The sequence below is a fragment of the Micromonospora sp. WMMD708 genome, from assembly GCF_049315245.1.
Lineage (GTDB): Bacteria > Actinomycetota > Actinomycetes > Mycobacteriales > Micromonosporaceae > Micromonospora > Micromonospora wenchangensis.
In genome coordinates, this window is sequence record NZ_CP186060.1 from 4,845,709 (window position 1) to 4,865,396 (window position 19,688).

Annotated in this window: 15 protein-coding genes; 3 read left to right on the top strand and 12 right to left on the bottom strand. The window is 74.0% G+C overall.

Annotation, left to right across the window (positions count from 1 at the left end; all coding sequences use genetic code 11):
• Positions 1-57: 57 nt before the first annotated feature.
• Positions 58-846 carry a sporulation protein gene (locus ACN260_RS21305; RefSeq protein WP_422756782.1) on the bottom strand — a complete coding sequence of 263 codons (789 nt, stop codon included), beginning with the start codon at positions 844-846 and terminating at the stop codon, positions 58-60.
• A gap of 222 nt (positions 847-1,068) precedes the next feature.
• Here ACN260_RS21305 and sigB point away from each other — a divergent pair, with 222 nt between their 5' ends.
• The gene (sigB, locus tag ACN260_RS21310; protein ID WP_422752740.1) at positions 1,069-2,085 is read left to right on the top strand and encodes an RNA polymerase sigma factor SigB; all 1,017 of its coding nucleotides are present in this window, start codon (positions 1,069-1,071) and stop codon (positions 2,083-2,085) included.
• Positions 2,086-2,185: 100 nt separating this feature from the next.
• Here sigB and ACN260_RS21315 read toward each other — a convergent pair whose 3' ends face one another.
• From ACN260_RS21315 to ACN260_RS21325, 3 genes are read right to left on the bottom strand one after another with little or no spacing between them, the layout of a single operon-like run.
• On the bottom strand, positions 2,186-4,729 hold the full coding sequence (locus ACN260_RS21315; RefSeq protein ID WP_422752741.1) for a GNAT family N-acetyltransferase: 2,544 nt from the start codon (positions 4,727-4,729) through the stop codon (positions 2,186-2,188).
• A gap of 23 nt (positions 4,730-4,752) precedes the next feature.
• The gene (locus ACN260_RS21320; RefSeq protein ID WP_422752742.1) at positions 4,753-5,934 is read right to left on the bottom strand and encodes an acetoin utilization protein AcuC; all 1,182 of its coding nucleotides are present in this window, start codon (positions 5,932-5,934) and stop codon (positions 4,753-4,755) included.
• Positions 5,935-5,982: 48 nt separating this feature from the next.
• Positions 5,983-6,840 carry a sulfurtransferase gene (locus tag ACN260_RS21325; protein ID WP_422752743.1) on the bottom strand — a complete coding sequence of 286 codons (858 nt, stop codon included), beginning with the start codon at positions 6,838-6,840 and terminating at the stop codon, positions 5,983-5,985.
• 97 nt (positions 6,841-6,937) lie between these two features.
• Between ACN260_RS21325 and ACN260_RS21330 the strand changes: the two genes are divergently transcribed.
• Positions 6,938-7,624: a metal-dependent transcriptional regulator gene (locus ACN260_RS21330; protein ID WP_422752744.1), complete on the top strand. Its 687-nt coding sequence runs from the start codon at positions 6,938-6,940 to the stop codon at positions 7,622-7,624.
• Positions 7,625-7,678: 54 nt separating this feature from the next.
• Here the strand turns inward: ACN260_RS21330 and ACN260_RS21335 are convergent, their stop codons facing one another.
• The 7 genes from ACN260_RS21335 to nrdR form a co-directional block, all read right to left on the bottom strand.
• Positions 7,679-8,230 (bottom strand): hypothetical protein, encoded by a 552-nt coding sequence (locus ACN260_RS21335; protein ID WP_422752745.1) that lies wholly within the window; start codon positions 8,228-8,230, stop codon positions 7,679-7,681.
• A gap of 105 nt (positions 8,231-8,335) precedes the next feature.
• Positions 8,336-9,592: an MFS transporter gene (locus ACN260_RS21340; protein WP_422752746.1), complete on the bottom strand. Its 1,257-nt coding sequence runs from the start codon at positions 9,590-9,592 to the stop codon at positions 8,336-8,338.
• 56 nt (positions 9,593-9,648) lie between these two features.
• Positions 9,649-9,891 carry a DUF5522 domain-containing protein gene (locus ACN260_RS21345; RefSeq protein ID WP_204923959.1) on the bottom strand — a complete coding sequence of 81 codons (243 nt, stop codon included), beginning with the start codon at positions 9,889-9,891 and terminating at the stop codon, positions 9,649-9,651.
• Between the two features lie 27 nt (positions 9,892-9,918).
• A complete protein-coding gene (locus tag ACN260_RS21350) occupies positions 9,919-11,412 on the bottom strand; it encodes an alpha/beta fold hydrolase (RefSeq protein ID WP_422752747.1) in 1,494 nt (497 codons plus the stop codon).
• A gap of 125 nt (positions 11,413-11,537) precedes the next feature.
• On the bottom strand, positions 11,538-12,479 hold the full coding sequence (locus tag ACN260_RS21355; RefSeq protein WP_422752748.1) for a DUF2332 family protein: 942 nt from the start codon (positions 12,477-12,479) through the stop codon (positions 11,538-11,540).
• Positions 12,480-12,676: 197 nt separating this feature from the next.
• Positions 12,677-15,565: a vitamin B12-dependent ribonucleotide reductase gene (locus ACN260_RS21360; RefSeq protein WP_422752749.1), complete on the bottom strand. Its 2,889-nt coding sequence runs from the start codon at positions 15,563-15,565 to the stop codon at positions 12,677-12,679.
• Between the two features lie 99 nt (positions 15,566-15,664).
• Entirely contained in the window at positions 15,665-16,153 is a 489-nt protein-coding gene (gene nrdR, locus ACN260_RS21365) for a transcriptional regulator NrdR (protein WP_204957009.1), read from the bottom strand.
• Positions 16,154-16,734: 581 nt separating this feature from the next.
• On the opposite strand from nrdR, the gene lexA reads away from it, so the two are divergent.
• On the top strand, positions 16,735-17,520 hold the full coding sequence (gene lexA, locus ACN260_RS21370) for a transcriptional repressor LexA (RefSeq protein ID WP_422752750.1): 786 nt from the start codon (positions 16,735-16,737) through the stop codon (positions 17,518-17,520).
• Positions 17,521-17,591: 71 nt separating this feature from the next.
• Here the strand turns inward: lexA and ACN260_RS21375 are convergent, their stop codons facing one another.
• A complete protein-coding gene (locus ACN260_RS21375; RefSeq protein ID WP_422752751.1) occupies positions 17,592-19,670 on the bottom strand; it encodes a hypothetical protein in 2,079 nt (692 codons plus the stop codon).
• Positions 19,671-19,688 lie beyond the last annotated feature (18 nt).

The window sequence follows — 19,688 nt, forward strand, 5'->3', positions numbered from 1 at the left end:
GGCGGGGCGGGCAGGGCGGGGACGGGCCGGGAGCGGGTGGGCGGGGCCGGGAGCGGGTCAGGAGAAGAGGCCCCGGCGTTGGAGGGACTGGCGGAGCCAGCCGTCGAGCTGGGCGGCCCAGTCGGTGTGGTCGGCGTTGGCGTGGTCGACGGTGAACCGGCCGAAGGCGTCCCGACCCTCGGTGAACAGGCCGCCGCGCTTGTCCATCTCCAGCACCACCTGCACCTGGTGCGGGTCGGTGACGAAGGTGACCTCCAGCTGGTTGATCGCCCCGGCGTACTGCGGGGCAGGGTAGAACTCGATCTCCTGGTAGAACGGCAGGCTCTGCCGTACGCCGTAGATGTGGCCGCGCTCGACGTCGGCGCGGGCGAACCGGAAGCCCAGCCGCAGCAACGCCTCCAGCAGCCGCTCCTGGGCCGGCAGCGGATGCACCGACACCGCGTCCAGGTCACCCTTGTCGACCGCGCGGGCCACCTCCAGCTCGGTACGCAGCCCCATCGTCATCCCGTGCAGCCGGTGGCCGTACAGGTCGGTCAGCGGGGTCTCCCACGGCACGGCGAACCGGAACGGGATGTCGTACCGCTGGCCCGCCTCCAGCCGGAACGGGCCGGTGACCTGCTGCCGGGCGAACTCCTGGGTGGTCTCGTACTCGGAGTCCGCGCCCTCCACCTCGACCCGGGTGACCATACCGAGCGCCACGTACTCGATGTCGGTGGCGTGGTCGCCGCCGGCCACGTGCACCCGACCCTCCAGCACCCCGCCCGGACGGCAGTTCGGGTTGGCGAGCACGGTTTCCACCGACGGCCCGCCCACCCCCATCGACTGCATGAGCCGCTTGAAGACCACCACGTCCTCCATTGCCTGTTCACGTGCCGACCACCATGGTCGACCGCTGGCACGGTAGCCGGACCCGGCAAGACCCGCGACGGCCAACCCCGCACCCGACCGGATTGGTGTCGGTTCCCCGATCACCTCACCCCCGTTTCACGTCCCGGTTGGAAAGCTGTTCGTCACCGGGGCCGATGGCGCCGGTACGCGACACGAAAGCGGACACGGGGAGACACAGAGATGGCCCTGCAGATGATCGATAACAAGACGCGCCCGGCCACCACCATCGACGCCGAGCACGGCACCGAAGCCCTCACCGACCTCGACGCCACCGACGAGCGCGGGGTCTCCACCGACCTCGTCCGGGCCTACCTCAACGGCATCGGCCGGACGAAGCTGCTCACGGCGGCCCAGGAGGTGGAGCTGGCCAAGCGGATCGAGGCCGGGCTGTTCGCCGAGGAGAAGCTGTCGACGTGCACCCCCGTCTCCGGCGACCTGCACGCCGACCTCGCGCTGATCGCCCGGGAGGGTCGCGCCGCCAAGGACCACCTGCTGGAGGCGAACCTGCGCCTGGTGGTCAGCATCGCCAAGCGGTACACCGGGCGGGGGATGGCCTTCCTCGACCTGATCCAGGAGGGCAACCTCGGCCTGATCCGCGCCGTCGAGAAGTTCGACTACACCAAGGGCTACAAGTTCTCCACGTACGCCACCTGGTGGATCCGGCAGGCGATCACCCGGGCGATGGCCGACCAGGCCCGAACCATCCGCATCCCGGTGCACATGGTCGAGCAGGTCAACCGGATGGTCCGGGTCCGCCGGGAACTGTCGGTCACGCTGGGTCGCGAGCCGATCGTCTCCGAGGTGGCCCGGGCGATGGAGATCCCCGAGTTCCAGGTCATCGAGCTGATCTCGTACGACCGGGAGCCGGTCAGCCTCGACCAGGCCGTCGGCGAGGACGGCGAGAGCGCCCTCGGTGACTTCGTCGCCTCGGTGGACCCGCGCACCACGCCGGGTGACGCCGCCGCCAACGGCGAACTGCGCAACGAGGTACGCATCGTGCTCGCCACCCTGTCCCAGCGGGAGCAGGCGGTGATCCGGCTCCGGTTCGGCCTCGACGACGGCCGGCAGCGCACCCTCGACGAGGTGGGCAAGGAGTTCGGCCTGTCCCGGGAGCGCATCCGGCAGATCGAGAAGGTCACCCTGCTCAAGCTGCGCGACCCGGAGCGGGCGCAGCGGCTGGAGGCGTACGCCTGCTGAGCGGGACGGTTCGCGGTCAGGCCCCCGGCGGTTCGCCGGGGGCCTGACCGCTGTCCGGGGTCTCGTCACCGCCCGCCGCCGGGCCGAGCGGGAAACACGGTCAGAGCCGGCGCGGGCCGGTGTCGGGGCGGGCCCCGGCGGTGCCGACCCCCACCGCCGCGTGCAGCACCGAGATGCCGTCCGGGCGGGCCAGCACCGGGTTGAGGGTGAGCGACCGCACCCGGGGCTGCTCGTCGGCGAGCCGTCCCACCCGCAGCAGCAGGTCGGCCAGGGCCGCCCGGTCCACCGGGGCGGCACCCCGGTGCCCGCGCAGCAGCGGCGACGCCCGGGGCTCGTCGACCAGTTCGGCGGCGTCCCGGTCGGTCAACGGCACGGCCCGCCAGGCCCGGTCGCCGAGCAGCTCGGTGGCGACGCCCCCCAGCCCGAAACCGACCACCGGCCCGAACGCCGGGTCCTCCCGCAGCTCCACCACGCAGGCCACCCCGGGCGGCACCATCGGCTGGACCAGCACCTGCGCGCCGAAGCCGGCCGCCAGGTCCGCGTACGCCCGACGCAGGGCGACCGGGTCGGCCAGGTCGAGGCGGACGGCACCCAGGTCGAGGCGGTGCCGCAGGCCGGGCGCGGCGGCCTTCAACGCCACCGGCCACCCGCAGCGGTCGGCGGCGGCGAGCGCCTCGTCGACGCTGCCGGCGGGCACCGACCCGACCACCTCGACGCCGTACGCGGCGAGCAGCGCCACCGGGTCGGCGGTGTCACCGCGCAACGCGTCCCGTCCGGCTTCCCGGTCCACCCCGGTCAGCTCCGGCACCGTGCCCGGGTCCCGCCGCAGCCACCCGGCGTACCGGCCGACCCGGCCCAGCGCCCGCACCGCCTCCTCCACGCTCGGGTACGCGGGCAGCCCCGCCGGCACCCGCCCGGCGAGGAACGTCACCACGGTCGGCTTGCCGGCGGCCAGCGTCGCCGGCAGCGCGGCGGTGACGTCCGCCTCCTCGACGGTGAGCTGCCCCGGCAGCGGCGGGGCGAAGACCGCCACCAGCGCGTCCACCCGGTCGTCGGCGGCGGCCCCGGCCAGCGCGGCGGTGAACTCGGCGACCCCGGCGTGCGGACCGACGTCGAGCGGGTAGCCGTCGGCGACGGTGAGGCCCTGCCCGGCGCAGGCGGTGGCGGCCAGTCCGGTCAGCGCCGACGAGTTGCCCACCACCGCGACCCGGTCCCCGGCGGGCAGCGGTTGGTGGGCCAGCAGCACCCCGACGTCGAGCAGCTCGGCGACGGTGTCCACCCGGATCACCCCGGACTGGGCGAACAGCGCGCTGACGGCGGCCTCGTCCAGCGCCGGTCCGGCCGGGCGGGCCAGCGAGGCCAGCGCCACCACCGGCTTGTCCCGGCCGATCCGGCGGGCCAGCCGGGCGAACTTGCGCGGGTTACCGAAGGTCTCCAGGTAGAGCAGGATCACGTCGGTGCCCGGGTCGTCCTGCCAGTACTGGAGCAGGTCGTTGCCGGACACGTCGGCCCGGTTGCCGGCCGAGACGAAACTCGACAGGCCCAGCCCGCGACGCTGCGCCTGCGCCAGCAGCGCCACCCCGAACGCGCCGGACTGGCTGAAGAAACCCACCCGGCCGGGGGCCGGCAGCACCGGGGCCAGGGTGGCGTTGAGGCGTACCCGCTCGTCGGTGTTCGCCACCCCCAGGCAGTTCGGGCCGACGACCCGCATGCCGGCGGCGTGTGCCGCCCGGACCAGGGACCGCTGGGCCGCCGCACCGGCCGGGCCGGCCTCGGCGAAGCCGGCGGAGATGACCACCAGGCCGTGCGCGCCGGCAGCGGCGGCGTCGGCCACCACCGCGGCCGCCGCGTCGGGGGGCACCGCGACGACCGCGAGGTCGACCGCCACCCCCGCGTCGGCCGCCGACGGGTACGCGGGCAGCCCCGCCACCGTGCGCGCCACCGGGTGCACCGGCACGATCGCCCCCGGGTAGCCGCCGTCGCGCAGGTGCCCGAGCAGCGCCGCGCCGACGCCCTGACCGGTGGCGCTGGCCCCGTACACGGCCACCCCGCGTGGGGCGAGCAGCCGGGCGATGGACCGGGCCTCGGTGCGGTGTTCCCGACCCCGCTGCACGGCCAGGGTCGCCTCGGTCGGCGCGATCGGGAAGGTCAGGTGCACCACCCCGTCGGCGAACTGCCGTTGCACCTGGTAGCCGAAGTCGGCGAAGACCCGCAGCATCGCCCCGTTGGTGGGCAGCACCTCGGCGACGAAGTGCCCGATGCCGGCCCGGCGGGCCGCATCGGCCAGGTGCTCCAGCAGCACCGAACCGATCCCCCGGCCCTGGTAGGCGTCCTCCACCACGAACGCCACCTCGGCTTCGGGGGCGCCCGGCCCCAGCCGCTCGTACCGGCCGACGGCGACGATCCGGTCGCCGGCCAGCACCACGAACGCCTCCCGGTCGCGGTGGTCGACGGTGACGAACCGGTGCAGGTCCCGTTCCGGAATGCGCGGGTACGGCGAGAAGTACCGCAGGTAGCGGGTGCGTTCCGAGAACCGCCCGTGCATGGCGACGATCTCCGGGGCGTCCTGCGGCCGGATCGGTCGCAGTGCGACGGTGCTGCCGTCGCTGAGCAGCACGTCCACCGGTTGGTCGACAGTGGTCACCGGTCCCTCCCCAGGTCCCCGGCTCAGTCGCGCGGGTCGTACGGGTCCAGCCCGAGCAGCGGGAACACCGCCTTGCGGGTGGCCGCCACGGCCCGGTCCACCGAGTTCGGCTCCCCGGTCGGCTGCCACGGCCGGTGTTCCGGGTCGACGTCGTCGGTCATCCGCAGCGGCACGTCGTGGCCGGGTCGCCGGTGGGCGGCCAGCGTGCGCCAGCCGGGCGGGGTGAGGGTGGCCGGGTCGAGCGGGTCGCCGGTGGCCACCGCCAGCAGGTGCGTCCAGGCCCGGGGCACCACCTCCACCAGGGCGTACCCGCCGCCGCCGGTGGCGACCCAGCGGCCGTCGCACAACTCGTCGGCGAGGGCCCGCAACGCCAGGTAGGTGGCGCGCTGCCCGTCCACCGACAGGTGCAGATCGGCCAGCGGGTCCATCCGGTGCCCGTCGGCACCGCACTGGGTGACCAGGATCTGCGGCCGGAACGCGCGCAGCACCGACGGCACGATCGCGTGGAAGGCCCGCTGCCACCCGGCGTCGTCGGTGCCCGGCGGCAGCGGCACGTTGACCGCGCTGCCCTGCGCCCCCGGCCCGCCGGTCTCGTCGGGGAACCCGGTGCCGGGGAAGAGCGCGAGCGGGGTCTCGTGCAGGCTCACCGTGAGCACCCGGGGGTCGTGGTAGAAGACCTCCTGCACGCCGTCGCCGTGGTGCACGTCGACGTCGACGTAGGCGACCCGCTCGGCACCGAGGTCGAGCAGGCGGGCGATGGCCACCGCCGGGTCGTTGTAGACGCAGAACCCGGCGGCCCGGTCGGGCATGGCGTGGTGCAGCCCACCGGCCACGTTGACCGCGCGGCGGGCCTCGCCCCGCCAGACCGCCTCGGCGGCGGCCACGCTCGCCCCCGCGATCAGCGCGCTGGACTCGTGCATCCCGTCGAAGACCGGATTGTCCGAGGTGCCCAGTCCGTACCCGGCGAAGAGCGGATCGCGGGGGGCGGCCCGGACCGCGTCCAGGTAGTCGGGCCGGTGCACCCGGGTCAGCGTCGCGTCGTCGGCCGGCTCGGGTTCGACCAGCCGCACCCCCGGTCGGTCCAGCACGCCCAACTCCCGGGCCAGCGCCACGGTCAGCTCGACCCGGACCGGGTCCAGCGGGTGCTCCCCCATGTCGTAGTCGAGCAGGGACTCGTCCCACACCACCAGCGTGTCGTCCGACATGGGGTCATCGTCGCACGACGGTCACCACCCGCCCACCACACGTGCAGGTCAGCCGCCGGGTGTCGGGCCGGTGGCCACCGGGCGGGACCCGTCGGCGACCCACCCGCTCCACGAGCCGACGTAGAGCGCGGCGTCCGGCCGGCCCGCCAGGTGCAGCGCCAGCACCGCCTGCGCGGCGGTCACCCCCGACCCGCAGTACGCCCCCACCGGCGCGCCGGTGCGCACCCCCACCGCCGCGAACCGGTCCCGCAGCACGTCGGCCGCCGGGTAGCGCCCCTCCGTGACGTACCCGGGGGCTGGCAGGTTGACCGCGCCCGGCACGTGCCCGGCCACCGGGTCGATCGGCTCGGTCTCACCCCGGTAGCGGGGCGCGGCCCGTACGTCGATAAGCACCCCGTCGTCGGCCGCCGCGAGGGCCGCCGCCGCGTCGGCGTCCAGCACCGGCAGCGCACCCGGCCGCACCGTCACGTCACCGGGTGTGACGGGGGGCACCTCGACGGTGTGCGGTAGCCCGGCGGCACACCAGGCCGCCCAGCCACCGGCCAGCACCCGGACCGGCCGGTGGCCGGCCCAGCGCAGCGTCCACCAGGCGCGGGCGGCGGCCAGGCCGTCGCCGCCGTCGTACACGACGACGGGGTGACCGGCGCGGACCCCGGCGGCCCGCAGCGCGTTCTGGAGGGCGGCCGGGTCGGGCAACGGGTGCCGGCCCGCCGCGCCGGGCGGACCGCACAGGTCGGTGTCCAGGTCGACGAAGACCGCACCGGGCAGGTGCCCGGCGAGGTAGTCGTCGCGTCCCGGCGGGCCGGCCAGCCGCCAGCGGACGTCCAGCAGGGTCGGTGCGTCGGGCCGGGCCAGCTCGGTGGCGAGCCGGTCCGGCTCGATCAGGGGGTCATCGGTACCGGACATGACGTCCAGTCAACACCATCGGGGTACCGACCTCGCGTTTCGGCGCAGGTCGATCTTCGTGCGCCGGGGTAGCATCGACCACCGGGAGGCCGCTGACGTGAAGCATGACCTGGTCGACACGACCGAGATGTACCTGCGCACCATCCTCGAACTCGAAGAGGAGGGGGTGCCGCCGTTGCGTGCCCGGATCGCCGAGCGGTTACGGCAGAGCGGGCCGACCGTCAGCCAGACCGTGGCCCGGATGGAACGCGACGGGCTGCTCACCGTCGAGGGCGACCGGCACCTGGCGCTCACCGAACTGGGCCGGGGCACCGCCGTGTCGGTGATGCGCAAGCACCGGCTCGCCGAACTGTTGCTGGTCAACGTGATCGGGATGCCCTACGAGGAGGCCCACGAGGAGGCCTGCCGGTGGGAGCACGTGATGAGCGACGCGGTCGAGAAGCGGGTGTACGACCTGCTCAACCGCCCCACCCGCTCGCCGTACGGCAACCCGATCCCGGGGCTTGAGGAGCTGGGTTCACCGCAGGCCGGGGCCAGCGATCCGGTCGAGGGTGAACGCAACCTCGCCTTCCCCGGGCTGACCGGGCAGGTGGTGGTCCGGCGGATCTGCGAGAGCGTGCAGACCGACGCCGACGTGCTGCGGCAACTGCACGCCGCCGGGGTGGACCCGGGCGCCACGGTCACCGTCGCCCAGGAACGCGACGGGGTGTTCATCGACCGCTCCGGCGAACGGGTCCGGCTGCCCCGCGAGGTCGCCTCCCGGGTCTTCGTCGCCGCCCACTGACCGCCCCGGCGGCGGCCCGCCGTCACCGCGACCGGGCGTCCCAGCGAACAGCCGTCACAGCGACCGGGTGTCGAGCGTCCTGGCCAGGTCGACGAGATGGTCGGCCACCTCGTCGGCGGCCGCCCGGTCGTCGTCCGGCCGGCACGTCCAGCGGAGCGTGGCCAACCGGTCCTCGGTGGCGAGCCACCCCACCTCGGCCGTCGGGCCGCGCTTCGCGGTCTTCGCGCCGGTCCGGCGGTAGGCGGCCTGACCCAGCTTCGACACCTTGTTCGCCCCGGCGGGCAGCACGTCGGCGGTGAAGGTCGGCACGTCGATCGAGGTGTCGGTGACCGTCAGGGTCAGCTCCGGCCAGGTGGCGTCGGTGGCCCGCACCACGCAGGTCCGGGTGTCACCGCGCTCGCTGGCGGCGGCCACGTCGAAGCGGGCCCCGGTGTGTTCCTCGACCACCGCGAAATCGAGCAGCCGGCACGCCCCACCGGACGAGGCCGCACCCACCTGCACGGTGGCCGGTTCCCCGGTCGGCAGCGGTACCGGCTCGACCTCCGACGCGCCACAGCCCGTGGTCAGCAGCACGCCCACGCCGGCCAGCCAGATCCGCCCGTGCACGGGCACACCTCCGTGATCGTCGGCGGGGAACCCGCCGGTGTCCGTCGGAAACCGTACGGGTTGGGGTTGCCGGACGGAAGACCCGGGTGGTCCGCCTCTGCGGCGTCAGCCCGGCGGCAGGTCGCGCAGGCTCCGCAGTGGAGACAGCACCACGAACAGGGCGGCGCTCCAGGTGCCGAGCGCGCAGACCACCAACGCCGGCCGCAGTCCCCAGTGGCTGCCGAGCAGGCCGCCGGTCAGCGCCCCCAGCGGAACCACCCCGAAGCAGACCCACAGGAACGCGGCGTTCACCCGGCCGAGCAGCTCCGGCGGGGTGATCCGCTGCCGGTACGACAGGATCGACACGTTGAACAGCACCGCGTTGGCGGAGAACGCGGCCAGCCCGACGACGTAGAGCGCCAGCCCCCACCCGGGTCGGGCCAACGGCACCAGCAGGTAGAGCGGTCCCGGCACCGCCATCGCCACCCAGATCACCCGGGCCGTGCCGATCCGGCGGGACAGCGGGGCGGCGAACGCGCCGGTGACCAGACCGCCGACCGCCCCCAGGGAGAAGACCAGCCCGACCGTGGCCGGGCCGGCCCGCAGCTCCCGCACCAGGAAGCTGACCTCCAGCGCGGTGGTGCCGATGGCGAAGAAGTTCGAGGTGGCGGTGCAGGCCAGGATGCTACGCAGGATCGGACGCCGGCCGACGAAGCGCAGCCCCTCGGTGAGGGCGACCCGCACCGGCACCCGGTCGGTGAGCCCGCGGTCCCGGAGCACCGGGCGGACCGCCGCCAGCGTCGCCGCGCTGAGCAGGAACGCCAGCGCGGTGCCGAGAAACGTCCGGGCGGCACCGACCAGCCCGGCCAACACCCCGCCGACGGTCGGCCCGACCAGCGCGGCGGTGTCGGCGGTGACGGTCAGCCGGGCGTTCGCCTCGACCAGCCGGTCCGCCGGGGCCAGCGCCGGCACGATGCTCTTGTAGGCCACGGTGAAGAGCACGGTGAGCACTCCGCACAGCCCGACGACGACGTACAGGAAGGCCAGGGTGAGCCGGCCGACCAGGGCGACCGCCGGCAGCGACGACAGCAGCGCGGCCCGGCCCAGGTCGCAGCCGATCATCAGCCGGCGCAGGTCGACCCGGTCGGCGAGCAGCCCCGCCGGCAGCGCGAAGACCAGGTACGGCAGCCAGGCCAGCACGGTCAGCAGGGAGACCTGGAACACGCTGGCCCGCATCGGGCCGGCGGCCAGCAGCGGCACCGCCACCCCGGACATCCGGGTGCCCAGCTCACCGACCGTCTGGCCGGCCCAGAACAGGGCGAAGCTCCGGTCCCGCCACAGCGGTGGGCGTACCGCCCGACCGTCGGTCAGTTGCGCCGTCATCGATCCCCCGTCGGTCCGCCCCAATCTAGGTGGGCGGGGCAGCCGGGGCCGCCGAATTAGTCGTCGACGTACGGGCAGTGCCGACAGCCCCGCCCGCAGCAGGTGCCACGCCGGGCCAGAAAGCCGGCGGTGAGGACGAACAGGCCGGTGGCCGGGTCGGGATAGCCGGCGTCCCCGGCGGCGAGCGCAGCGGCGTGTGCGGCCAGGATCCGTGCCCGGTCGGGGTGCTCCGGCGGCAGCCGGGACGGGTGCGGCTCGGTCAGCGGCCGGTCCGCCAGCGGACGTCGTTCGCCACTCACCACGAGGAGTCTACGGACCCGGCGGGTTCACTGCCCCGGGCCGGCGGTCTCGGCGCGGACCCGGATCAGCAGGTCGACGAAGGGGCCGGGCCGTTGGTAGAGCGAGCGGTGACCGGCGGCGTCCAGCACCACGTGCTCCTTGTGCGGGGCCTGGAGCTGGGCGTACCACTGGGTGGTCAGGGCCAGCCGGCCCGGCACCTCGTGTACGCCGTCGACCAGGTAGACCGGCACCGCGAGTTGCCGCACCCGGGTACGCAGGTCGACCTGCTGGACCTTCGGGTAGAGCACGTCCCAGCCGTCCAGACCGCCGCCGAGCACGTGCACCTTCTCCAGCAGGGTGTACTCGGCGACGCCCAGGTTCTCCCCCGTCCCGCCCCGGCCCTCGTGGTTGCCGGTGCGGTCGAAGTCGAAGGCGGCGGCCTCGTTGGCCAGCAGCGGCTCATAGTGGTACATGTCCGGATACGGTGGCGGCCCCAGGTCGGTCAACTGCCGGACCAGATCGTCCCGTCCGGTCCGGCGCGCCCAGGCGAGGGTGTCGGCGTACTGGCTGCGGTCGGCGGCCCGCAGGTCGACCACCTGGCCGACCCCGACGTACGCCCGGAACAGCTCCGGGCGGCGCTGCACGGCGACGGCGGCGACCAGCGTCCCCCCGGAGTGCGCCACCAGGTAGACGTCGGGCCGGCCGAAGCGCTGCCGCAGCCGGTCGGCGACGGCGAGCAGGTCGGTGACCTCACTGTCGAGGGTCAACGACGAGGAGGGCGGGAACGCCGCCCACGAACGTGCCGCGCCCCGCCGGTCCACGACAGCCACCACGAACTGCCGTTCCAGCCCGGCGAGGTGCCGCCGGACCGCCCCCACCTCGGAACTGCCCGGCCCACCGGGCAGGAAGAGCAGCACCGGGGCCTGCCGGTCGGCTCCCCGCAGCAGCACCCCCAACTCCCGGTCGCCCCCGCCGCGCACCGTGGTCAGCTCGGCGATCCCACCCGGTACGGCGGCCGTTGCGGCCGGCAGCGCCACCCCGACCGTCACCAGGGCGACCACCGTGGTGAGCAGGCCCACCCCGGCCCGCCCCAGCCAGGTCCACACCGGACGGCGGCCCGCCGTCGGAGCGGTCCGTCGCGCCAGGCCCGCCCCGTACGCCGCGCCGACCAGCAACGGCAGCAGGGACAGCAGTCCGTGTACGCCCCGCCCCAGCAGCAGCGCGCCGACACCGAAACCGCTCAGGTGCGGGACGTCGACGGTCGGCCCCCGCAGCGGCCAGCGGACCAGCTCGACGGCGAGCGCGAAGAGCACCGGAGCCGCGAACATCGCCCAGCGGGACCGGCCCGCCCAGCCGGCGAACCCGCCGACCGCGAGACTGACCAGGATCGACGTCAGGGCCTCGGCGTTGGTGCCGGGCCCACGCGGTGTCCACCAGCCGACCAGCAGACCCCAGCCGAACGGAGCGACGCCGGCGGCGATCCACCGGACCGACGGGGCACGGCTGAGCAGGGCGGGACGGGGCAGCGACGGCTTCGCCATGACACCTCACCGGAGTCGTCGGCACCCCAGCCTAATGATGATCGATCTCATCCGCTGTCCCGTCACACTCACGGAACGTCATGACCCGCGTCACGTCCCCGCCGGATCGGGCCGGTCACCTGGGATCAGCCGAACCAGTGTGCCTCCTGGCCGTGCGAGCGCATCCAGGCCAACGGCGTCCCGTCGAGGGCGAGCACGTTGTGCAACGTCCCGTCGGGCGGGGCCGGCAGCGCGTCCGCGTCCCACCCGAGCACGTCGGCCGCCTCGGCGGACACCCAGTGACCGGGCAGGGCGCGGACCAGCGCGACGAAGGCCCCCCGGCGCGGCGGCGGCACCTGGTAGAGCACGGAGGTGTGCAGGACCACCAGCGTCGCGCCGGCCGGTGCCCGCGCGGCCAGCGCCGGCAGGTCGTCCACCAGGTCGCCCCGCACCAGTTCCGGTGGGTCGGCGGCGGCCACCGCCGCTGCCGCCCGCAACCGGGCCCTGCGATGGGTGTGCTCCGGCCAGATCAGCGCGTCGAGCCAGCCCACGTCGGCCGGGTCGGTGACGTCGAGCGGGTTCAGGTCGAGGCCGGCCCGCCACACCACCTCGGGGCGGGTGGTCGGCGGCCCGGTCCCGGTCAGCGTGCAGTCGAGGACCGGGTCGCCACCGCCGAGCAGGTGGTCGCCGTAGCGGTAGGCGTACCGGTCGGGGTAGAGGCAGAGGCCGGCGGACGCGCCGACCTCCAGCAGCGCCAGCGGCTGCGGCAGGGCGGCCAGCACCGGCAGCAGCGCCGCGCAGCGGCCGGCCTCGTTGGTCTGCACCGCCCGGGTCAGCATCGCGGCCCGGATGGCGGGCCAGTGCGCCTTGGTGTAGGCGCGGAAGGCGGACGGGTCGTCGACCGGGCCACCGAGCCAGCGGACCACGCCGAGCAGCAGTTGCGGCTGCCGCCTGGCCGGGGGCAGGCCGTCCAGCAGGGCGAGCAGGTCGTCGTCGCGGGCGACCGCGTGGGCCAACCGTTCATAGGCCGGGGAGATGCCGTGCGCCTCCCGGGTGGCGAACTCGACGTACCGGTCGGCGGTGGTCATGCCCCGATCATCGCCGTCGCGCCCGTCCGGCGCGGCCCCCGGAGCGCCGCCGTCGGCGTGATCCGCGCAACGGGAGCGAGGTGGCGGTGTCCGGGTAGGACCGATGCCGCTACCCCGCCCCACCGGGGTCGATGATGGGGACGGAACGCGGGAGGGCCGGCACCCGTCGGATGCCGACCCTCCGTGTGACGCGTACGTCAGCTGCAACCGCTGGTGGAGCCGCAGCCCTCGCAGACGTAGCAGCTACCGGCGGGGCGCATCTTCGTGCCGCAGGTGAAGCAGAGCGGCGCGTCGGCGGCCTTGCCGATCACGGCCTCCAGCAGCTCGGTGGAGGAACCCACGGCGGGTGCCGGCTTGACGGCGGCCACCCCGGCCAGTTCCTGGGCCGGCTGGGCCACCGGGCCGGTCTTCGGCTCGGCAGCCTCCACCGGGGCCGAGGACGCCATCGCCGTCAGGTCCGTGCCGGCGGCCTCCGCGTCGGCCTCGGCCCGCAACTGCGCCGCCCGCTCCTTGGCGGTGAAGATGCCCAGCTCGGCACGGCGCTCGTAGGGCAGGAAGTCCAGCGCCAGGCGACGGAAGATGTAGTCCATCACCGAGGCGGCCATCCGCACGTCCGGGTCGTCGGTCATGCCCGCCGGCTCGAAGCGCATGTTGGTGAACTTGCTGACGTACGTCTCCAGCGGGACGCCGTACTGCAGGCCGATGGAGATCGCCACCGAGAAGGCGTCCATCACCCCGGCCAGGGTGGAGCCCTGCTTGGACATCTTGAGGAAGACCTCGCCGAGGCCGTCGTCCGGGTAGGACGAGGCGGTGAGGTAACCCTCCGCGCCGCCGACCGAGAAGGAGACGGTCTGCGAGGGGCGCTTCTTCGGCAGCCGCTTGCGCACCGGGCGGTACTCGACGACCTTCTCCACGGCCTTCTCGACCTCGGCGGCGGGAGCCGCGGTCTCGGCCGCGCCCTTGTTGGGCTTGGCCACCGACAGCGGCTGGCCCACCTTGCAGTTGTCCCGGTAGATCGCCAGCGCCTTCAGGCCGAGCTTCCAGCCCTCGAAGTAGATCTTCTCGACGTCGGCGACGGTGGCCTGCTCCGGCATGTTGACCGTCTTGGAGATGGCCCCGGAGATGAACGGCTGGACGGCCGCCATCATCCGCACGTGCCCCATCGGGGCGATGGACCGCTCGCCCATCGCGCAGTCGAAGACCGGGTAGTGCTCCGGCTTGAGGCCGGGGGCGTCCACCACGTGCCCGTGGTCGGCGATGTGCTCGACGATCGCCTCGACCTGCTCCTCCGGGTAGCCGAGGCTGCGCAGGGCGCGCGGCACGGTCTGGTTGACGATCTGCATCGAGCCGCCGCCGACCAGCTTCTTGAACTTCACCAGCGCCAGGTCGGGCTCGACGCCGGTGGTGTCGCAGTCCATCATCAGGCCGATGGTGCCGGTCGGGGCGAGCACGCTGGCCTGCGAGTTGCGCCAGCCGTTGCGGTCGCCGACCTTGTTGCCCTCGGTCCACTGCCGGGTGGCCTCGCGCTGGATGGCGGTGGCCACGGTGCCGGCCGGCTTGATGGCATCGTTGGCGGCGGCGTGCTTGCGCATGACCCGCTTGTGCGGCTCGGCGTTACGGGCGTAGCCGTCGTACGCGCCGACGATGCCGGCCAGCTCGGCCGACCGGCGGTACGCGGTCCCGGTCATCAGCGAGGTGATCGCGGCGGCGACCGAGCGCCCCTGCTCGGAGTCGTACGGCAGGCCGGAGGCCATCAGCAGCGCGCCGAGGTTGGCGTAGCCGATGCCGAGCTGCCGGTAGGCGCGGGTGGTCTCGCCGATCTTCTCGGTCGGGAAGTCGGCGAAGCAGATCGAGATGTCCATCGCGGTGATGACGAACTCGACCGACCTGACGAACTTCTCCACCTCGAAGCCGCCGTCGGCGCGGAGGAACTTCATCAGGTTGAGCGAGGCCAGGTTGCACGAGGAGTTGTCCAGGTGCAGGTACTCCGAGCACGGGTTCGACGCGGTGATCCGGCCGGTCTCCGGGCAGGTGTGCCAGTCGTTGATGGTGTCGTCGTACTGCAGCCCGGGGTCGGCGCACTCCCAGGCGGCCTGGGAGATGGTGCGGAACAGCTTCCTGGCGTCGATCGTCTCGATGGTCTGCCCGTCGAGCCGGCCGCGCAGGTCGAAGCCGCCGTTGTTCTCCACCGCCGTCATGAACTCGTCGGAGACCCGCACGGAGTTGTTGGCGTTCTGGTACTGGACGCTGACGATGTCGGCACCGCCCAGGTCCATGTCGAAGCCGGCGTCCCGCAGCGCGCGGATCTTGTCCTCCTCGCGCGCCTTGGTCGCCACGAACTCCTCGATGTCCGGGTGGTCCACGTCGAGGATGACCATCTTGGCCGCGCGCCGGGTGGCACCGCCGGACTTGATGGTGCCGGCGGAGGCGTCCGCGCCGCGCATGAAGCTGACCGGGCCGGAGGCGGTGCCGCCGGAGGAGAGCAGTTCCTTCGAGGACCGGATGCGGGAGAGGTTGACCCCGGCACCGGAGCCGCCCTGGAAGATCCGCCCCTCCTCCTTGTACCAGTCCAGGATGGAGTCCATCGAGTCGTCGACCGAAAGGATGAAGCAGGCGCTGACCTGCTGCGGCGACGGGGTGCCGACGTTGAACCAGACCGGCGAGTTGAAGCTGAACACCTGGTGCAGCAGCATCCAGGTCAGCTCGTGCGCGAAGACCTCCGCGTCGGCCGGGTTGGCGAAGTAGCCGTGCTGCTCACCGGCGGCCCGGTAGGTGCTGACCACCCGGTCGATGAGCTGCCTGAGCGACCACTCGCGCTGCGGGGTGCCCACCGCGCCCCGGAAGTACTTGGTGGTGACGATGTTGGCGGCGTTGACGCTCCACGACTCGGGGAACTCCACCCCGCGCTGCTCGAAGTTGATCGAGCCGTCCCGCCAGTTGGTCATGACGATGTCGCGGCGTTCCCACGTCACCTCGTCGTACGGGTGCACGCCCTCGGTCGTCCAGACCCGCTGCACCTTGAGCCCCGTCACCGCGCCGTTCTTCGCCGCCCGCGACCGGCTTGTTGTCACGCCGTCCCCCGCCATCTCATCGGCCCCCTCGTCTGCGCGGCCACCCGCCACGCGTCGTCACTGTCAGAATCAAGGTCGTTGCTGTCGGAAAAGACTCAATCGGTACGGTCGGCCTCAATCGGTACGGCCGGCGGCCCCGGCCGCGTCGGCGCGGGCCTGTGCGGCGGCCCGCAGCGTCTCGATCTCCCGTTCGAAGTCGGCGAGCGAGTCGAACGAGCGGTAGACGCTGGCGAAGCGCAGGTAGGCCACCTCGTCCAGGTCGCGCAGTGGGCCCAGGATCGCCAGTCCCACGTCGTGGCTCGGCAGTTCGGCCGCACCCTTGGCCCGGACGGTCTCCTCGACCTTCTGGGCCAACAGGGCGATGGAGTCCTCGTCGACCGGCCGCCCCTGGCACGCCTTGCGCACCCCACCGATGATCTTGGTCCGGCTGAACGGCTCGGTCACGCCGCTGCGCTTGACCACCGCGAGCACGGCCTCCTCGACGGTGGTGAACCGTTTGCCGCATTCCGGGCAGGAGCGCCGGCGACGGATCAGCTGACCGTCGTCGGCCTCGCGCGAGTCGACCACCCGGGAGTCGGCGTGCCGGCAGTACGGGCACCGCATCGCCTGACCTCCTTGATCGACCGGGGCCGCCCGCCCACCTCCGGGCACGCGTCGGCCCGGCGGAGCCGGCTTCGCCGGCCGTCGCCGGGGTCGACGATACGGGAGTGCGGTGGGTAGTCGAACCCAACCTGTGGGCAACTTACGCCCGTGTGACTACTACATCTAGGGGTCGACCGTAGGCCGCCGAGGAGGTCGGGTCAAGTTGCCGGCGTGTCCGGCGCGTCACCTCCGACCACCGGCGGCGACCCGTCGCCCCGGGGACACGCTGGGTGCAACCGACGGAGCCCACGGGAGGTTACCGGCCGTCCGGACACGACCCCCGGACGGACGACGCGACCAGGCCGACGACCCGCCGGACGCCGACCCGACGGGGACGTACCATCTACCAGAACAGGCGTACGAAAGGCCAGGATTTCCACCCGACACGCCGAGTTGCGTCGTACAGATGTTTGAAAATGACCGATCTCACCTATACGGTCATGAACGACCGGGCACGGCGCACCACGTCGGTCCGGCACCGCGACACCCCCGCACGCACCACGAGCCGCCAAGGCACCCAGCGCCGACCAGGGAGGACGGACGTGACCGAGGACCGGGCCAGCCGGCAGAAGAACCCGCAGCCGATCGCCGAGGCGGGTTCCCCGGCCAGTCGGCGTCCCCGCGCCGCCCGCAGCCGTACCGGCCAACCGGCCGTCCGCCCGGTCACGCCGGTGGTCAGCGGCTTCCCCGACCCGAGCGCCGTCGACCTGACCGCCCGGCAGCGCCGCATCCTGGAGTTCATCCGCAGTTGGGTCGAGCGGCACGGCTACCCGCCGAGCGTCCGCGAGATCGGTGAGGCCGTCGGCCTGGTCTCCCCGTCGAGCGTCGCCTACCAGCTCAAGGAGCTGGAGAAGAAGGGCTTCCTACGGCGCGACCCCAACCGGCCCCGCGCGGTGGACGTGCGCGCCCCCGGCGGGGACGCCGACGACGAGCTGAGCCGCGCCCAGCGCCCCACCCCGGCGTACGTGCCGATGCTGGGCCGGATCGCCGCCGGTGGGCCGATCCTCGCCGAGCAGGCGGTGGAGGACGTCTTCCCGCTCCCCCGCGAGCTGGTGGGTGAGGGCGAGGTCTTCATGCTCCAGGTCAAGGGCGACTCGATGCTCGACGCGGCGATCTGCGACGGCGACTGGGTGGTCGTCCGGCAGCAGCCGATCGCCGAGGCCGGTGACATCGTGGCCGCCATGCTCGACGGCGAGGCGACCGTCAAGACCTACCGGCGGCGCGACGGCCACGTCTGGCTGATGCCGCAGAACCCGGCCTTCGATCCGATCCCGGGTGACGACGCCACCATCATGGGCCGGGTCGTCGCCGTGCTCCGCCGGATCTGACCCGTACGCTGACCAGCGACCTCCCCGGGGGAGGCCGCTGGTCAGGTGTCGACGGGAGGTCCGCCGCAGCGTCAGTAGCGTTCGCCGCTGCGACCGGGCGGCGGGCCGTACTGGCCGCCGCGCCGGTCGTCGTGGCCGTCGCGGCGCGGGCCGGAGCGCGGCTCGCGAGGGCCGGCCGCATCCCGGCGCGGCGGCTCTGCCCGCCCACCGCCGTAGACACCGCCACCACCGCCGCGGCCACCTGCGGGTGGGCCACCGCGGCCACCGTCACGTCCGCCCGCGGGCGGACCGCCCCGACCACCGGTGGGTGGGCCACCTCGGCCATCGGACGGGGCACCACCGCGCCCACCGGCCGGGACGCCACCACGGCCGCCGGCCGGGGCAGCACCGCGTCCGTCCGGCGGCGTGCCACCACGACCACCCGGCGGCGTGCCGCGCCCGTCCACCGGGGCACCACCACGGGCCGGAGGAGCACCGCGCCCACCGGCCGGGGCACCACCGCGCCCACCGGCGGGAGCACCACCGCGCGGGTTCGCGGCGGGCGGGCCGCCCCGGGACGCGCCGCCGGCCGGGGCACCGTGGGGCGCGCCGCCGCGCGGACCCGCGCCGTTGCCCGCCGGACCGCCCGCCGGGGCCGCACCGTAGACCCCACCACCGGCGGGACGACCGCCGCCGTACACACCGCCACCCGCCGGACGGCCGCCGGACGGTGGCGGACCACCACCCGGACGGCCGGCGGGAACCGCACCGGCCCCGGCCGGGGGCCGACCGCCGCCGTAGACCGCGCCGCCGGCCGGCCGGGCGGGCGCGCCGCCGGCCGCCGCCGGAGCACCGTAGACACCGCCGCCACGCGGCCGGTCCGCGACCGGGTCGGCAGTGCGCGGACCGTCGGCGGCCGACAGCCCCTCGGCCCGGGAGACCGCGCCGGAGGTGAACACGTCGTCGTCCTGGTCGACCGGGTCGTCGCCGGCCGTCGCGGCCCGCCGCCGGGACCTGACGATCCCGACGATGCCGGCCCCGACCAGGAGCGCGCCGATCACGCCGACCGCACCGATCAGATAGGTGATCTGGTCCAGGCTGAGGTTGTCGTACCAGGACCTCTCGGCCGCCGGTTTGGCCCCCGCCGCACCCTCGACCGGCTCGGCGCCCTTGGTCGACGGCGTGTAGCCGAGGATGTCGATCGGGTCCTCCGGGGCGAGTTCCCCGCCGTCGGAGACGGTGACGAACCCGGTGCCGTCCGGGGTGTACGAGATGGCCTCGCCGAACGGGTCGGCCAGCGGGGTGACCCGGGGCTTGCCCGTGGTCAGGGCGGCCACGATGTCCCCGCCACTGACGTCGTACTCGAAGGCGTCGGCGTAGGTGCGCAATACCACCCGGCTGCCGTCGGGCGAGCGGGCCGCCCCGGTGATCGCCACCCGGCCGATGATGTTCAGCGGATTGTCGGTGGTGGTCTTGGGCAGGGTGATCTCGCCGACCTTCTTCATCGGCACCGGCTCGGTGTCGCCGTCGGGGTCGAGCTTGGCCTCCGGGGTGAAGATCTCCGCCTTGCCGCTGGGCACCTTGGTGATCACCAGGGGCAGGCCGTCCGCGCCGACCAGCAGCGCCTCGGCGTCGTGCGGCTTGCGTTCCGGGTACGACAGCCGGTGCAGCACCGGCTGCTTCGACCCGCTGACCGGCATCGTCCAGACCGCGACCCGGGTACGCCGTTCCCTGCTGGTGACGTTGTCGCCGGTGTCGGCGATCCAGAGGGTCTTGCCGTCGGGCGAGAGCGCCAGGTCCTCGGTGTCGAACGGGCCGTCACCGGAGTACTTCACCGGCTCCTTGGCGATCTTGCACTTGGTGTCCAGGAAGAAGACCCGCTTGCGGCTCTCCTGGAGGGTGCCGTCGTTGATCACGATGTAGCCGGTCTTCGTGGCGACCAGACCGGACAGCTCGCGCAGCCGCTCGTCGGTGATCGTGCACTTCTTCTTGCCCGCTGCCGCCGCGAGCAGCGGACCCGCCCCGACGGCCAGCGGCCCCGCGCCGGCGACGGGCGGGGCCACCCCGGCGGGGACGGCGGAGACCGGTGCCGCCCCGGCGGCGGCAGCGGGTGCCACGGCCGCGCCGAACAGGGCGAGGGCAACCGTGACCGAGGAGACAGCGCGGCGCATGGCGTCAGTGTCGCATGC

Bases quoted from the DNA above. Each gene is read 5' to 3' on its own strand.
- sigB (WP_422752740.1), top strand. From the start codon at position 1,069: ATGGCCCTGCAGATGATCGATAACAAGACGCGCCCGGCCACCACCATC.
- ACN260_RS21320 (WP_422752742.1), bottom strand. From the start codon at position 5,934: ATGTCGGACGACACGCTGGTGGTGTGGGACGAGTCCCTGCTCGACTAC.
- ACN260_RS21325 (WP_422752743.1), bottom strand. From the start codon at position 6,840: ATGTCCGGTACCGATGACCCCCTGATCGAGCCGGACCGGCTCGCCACC.
- ACN260_RS21340 (WP_422752746.1), bottom strand. From the start codon at position 9,592: ATGACGGCGCAACTGACCGACGGTCGGGCGGTACGCCCACCGCTGTGG.
- ACN260_RS21350 (WP_422752747.1), bottom strand. From the start codon at position 11,412: ATGGCGAAGCCGTCGCTGCCCCGTCCCGCCCTGCTCAGCCGTGCCCCG.
- ACN260_RS21355 (WP_422752748.1), bottom strand. From the start codon at position 12,479: ATGACCACCGCCGACCGGTACGTCGAGTTCGCCACCCGGGAGGCGCAC.
- ACN260_RS21360 (WP_422752749.1), bottom strand. From the start codon at position 15,565: ATGGCGGGGGACGGCGTGACAACAAGCCGGTCGCGGGCGGCGAAGAAC.
- nrdR (WP_204957009.1), bottom strand. From the start codon at position 16,153: ATGCGGTGCCCGTACTGCCGGCACGCCGACTCCCGGGTGGTCGACTCG.
- ACN260_RS21375 (WP_422752751.1), bottom strand. From the start codon at position 19,670: ATGCGCCGCGCTGTCTCCTCGGTCACGGTTGCCCTCGCCCTGTTCGGC.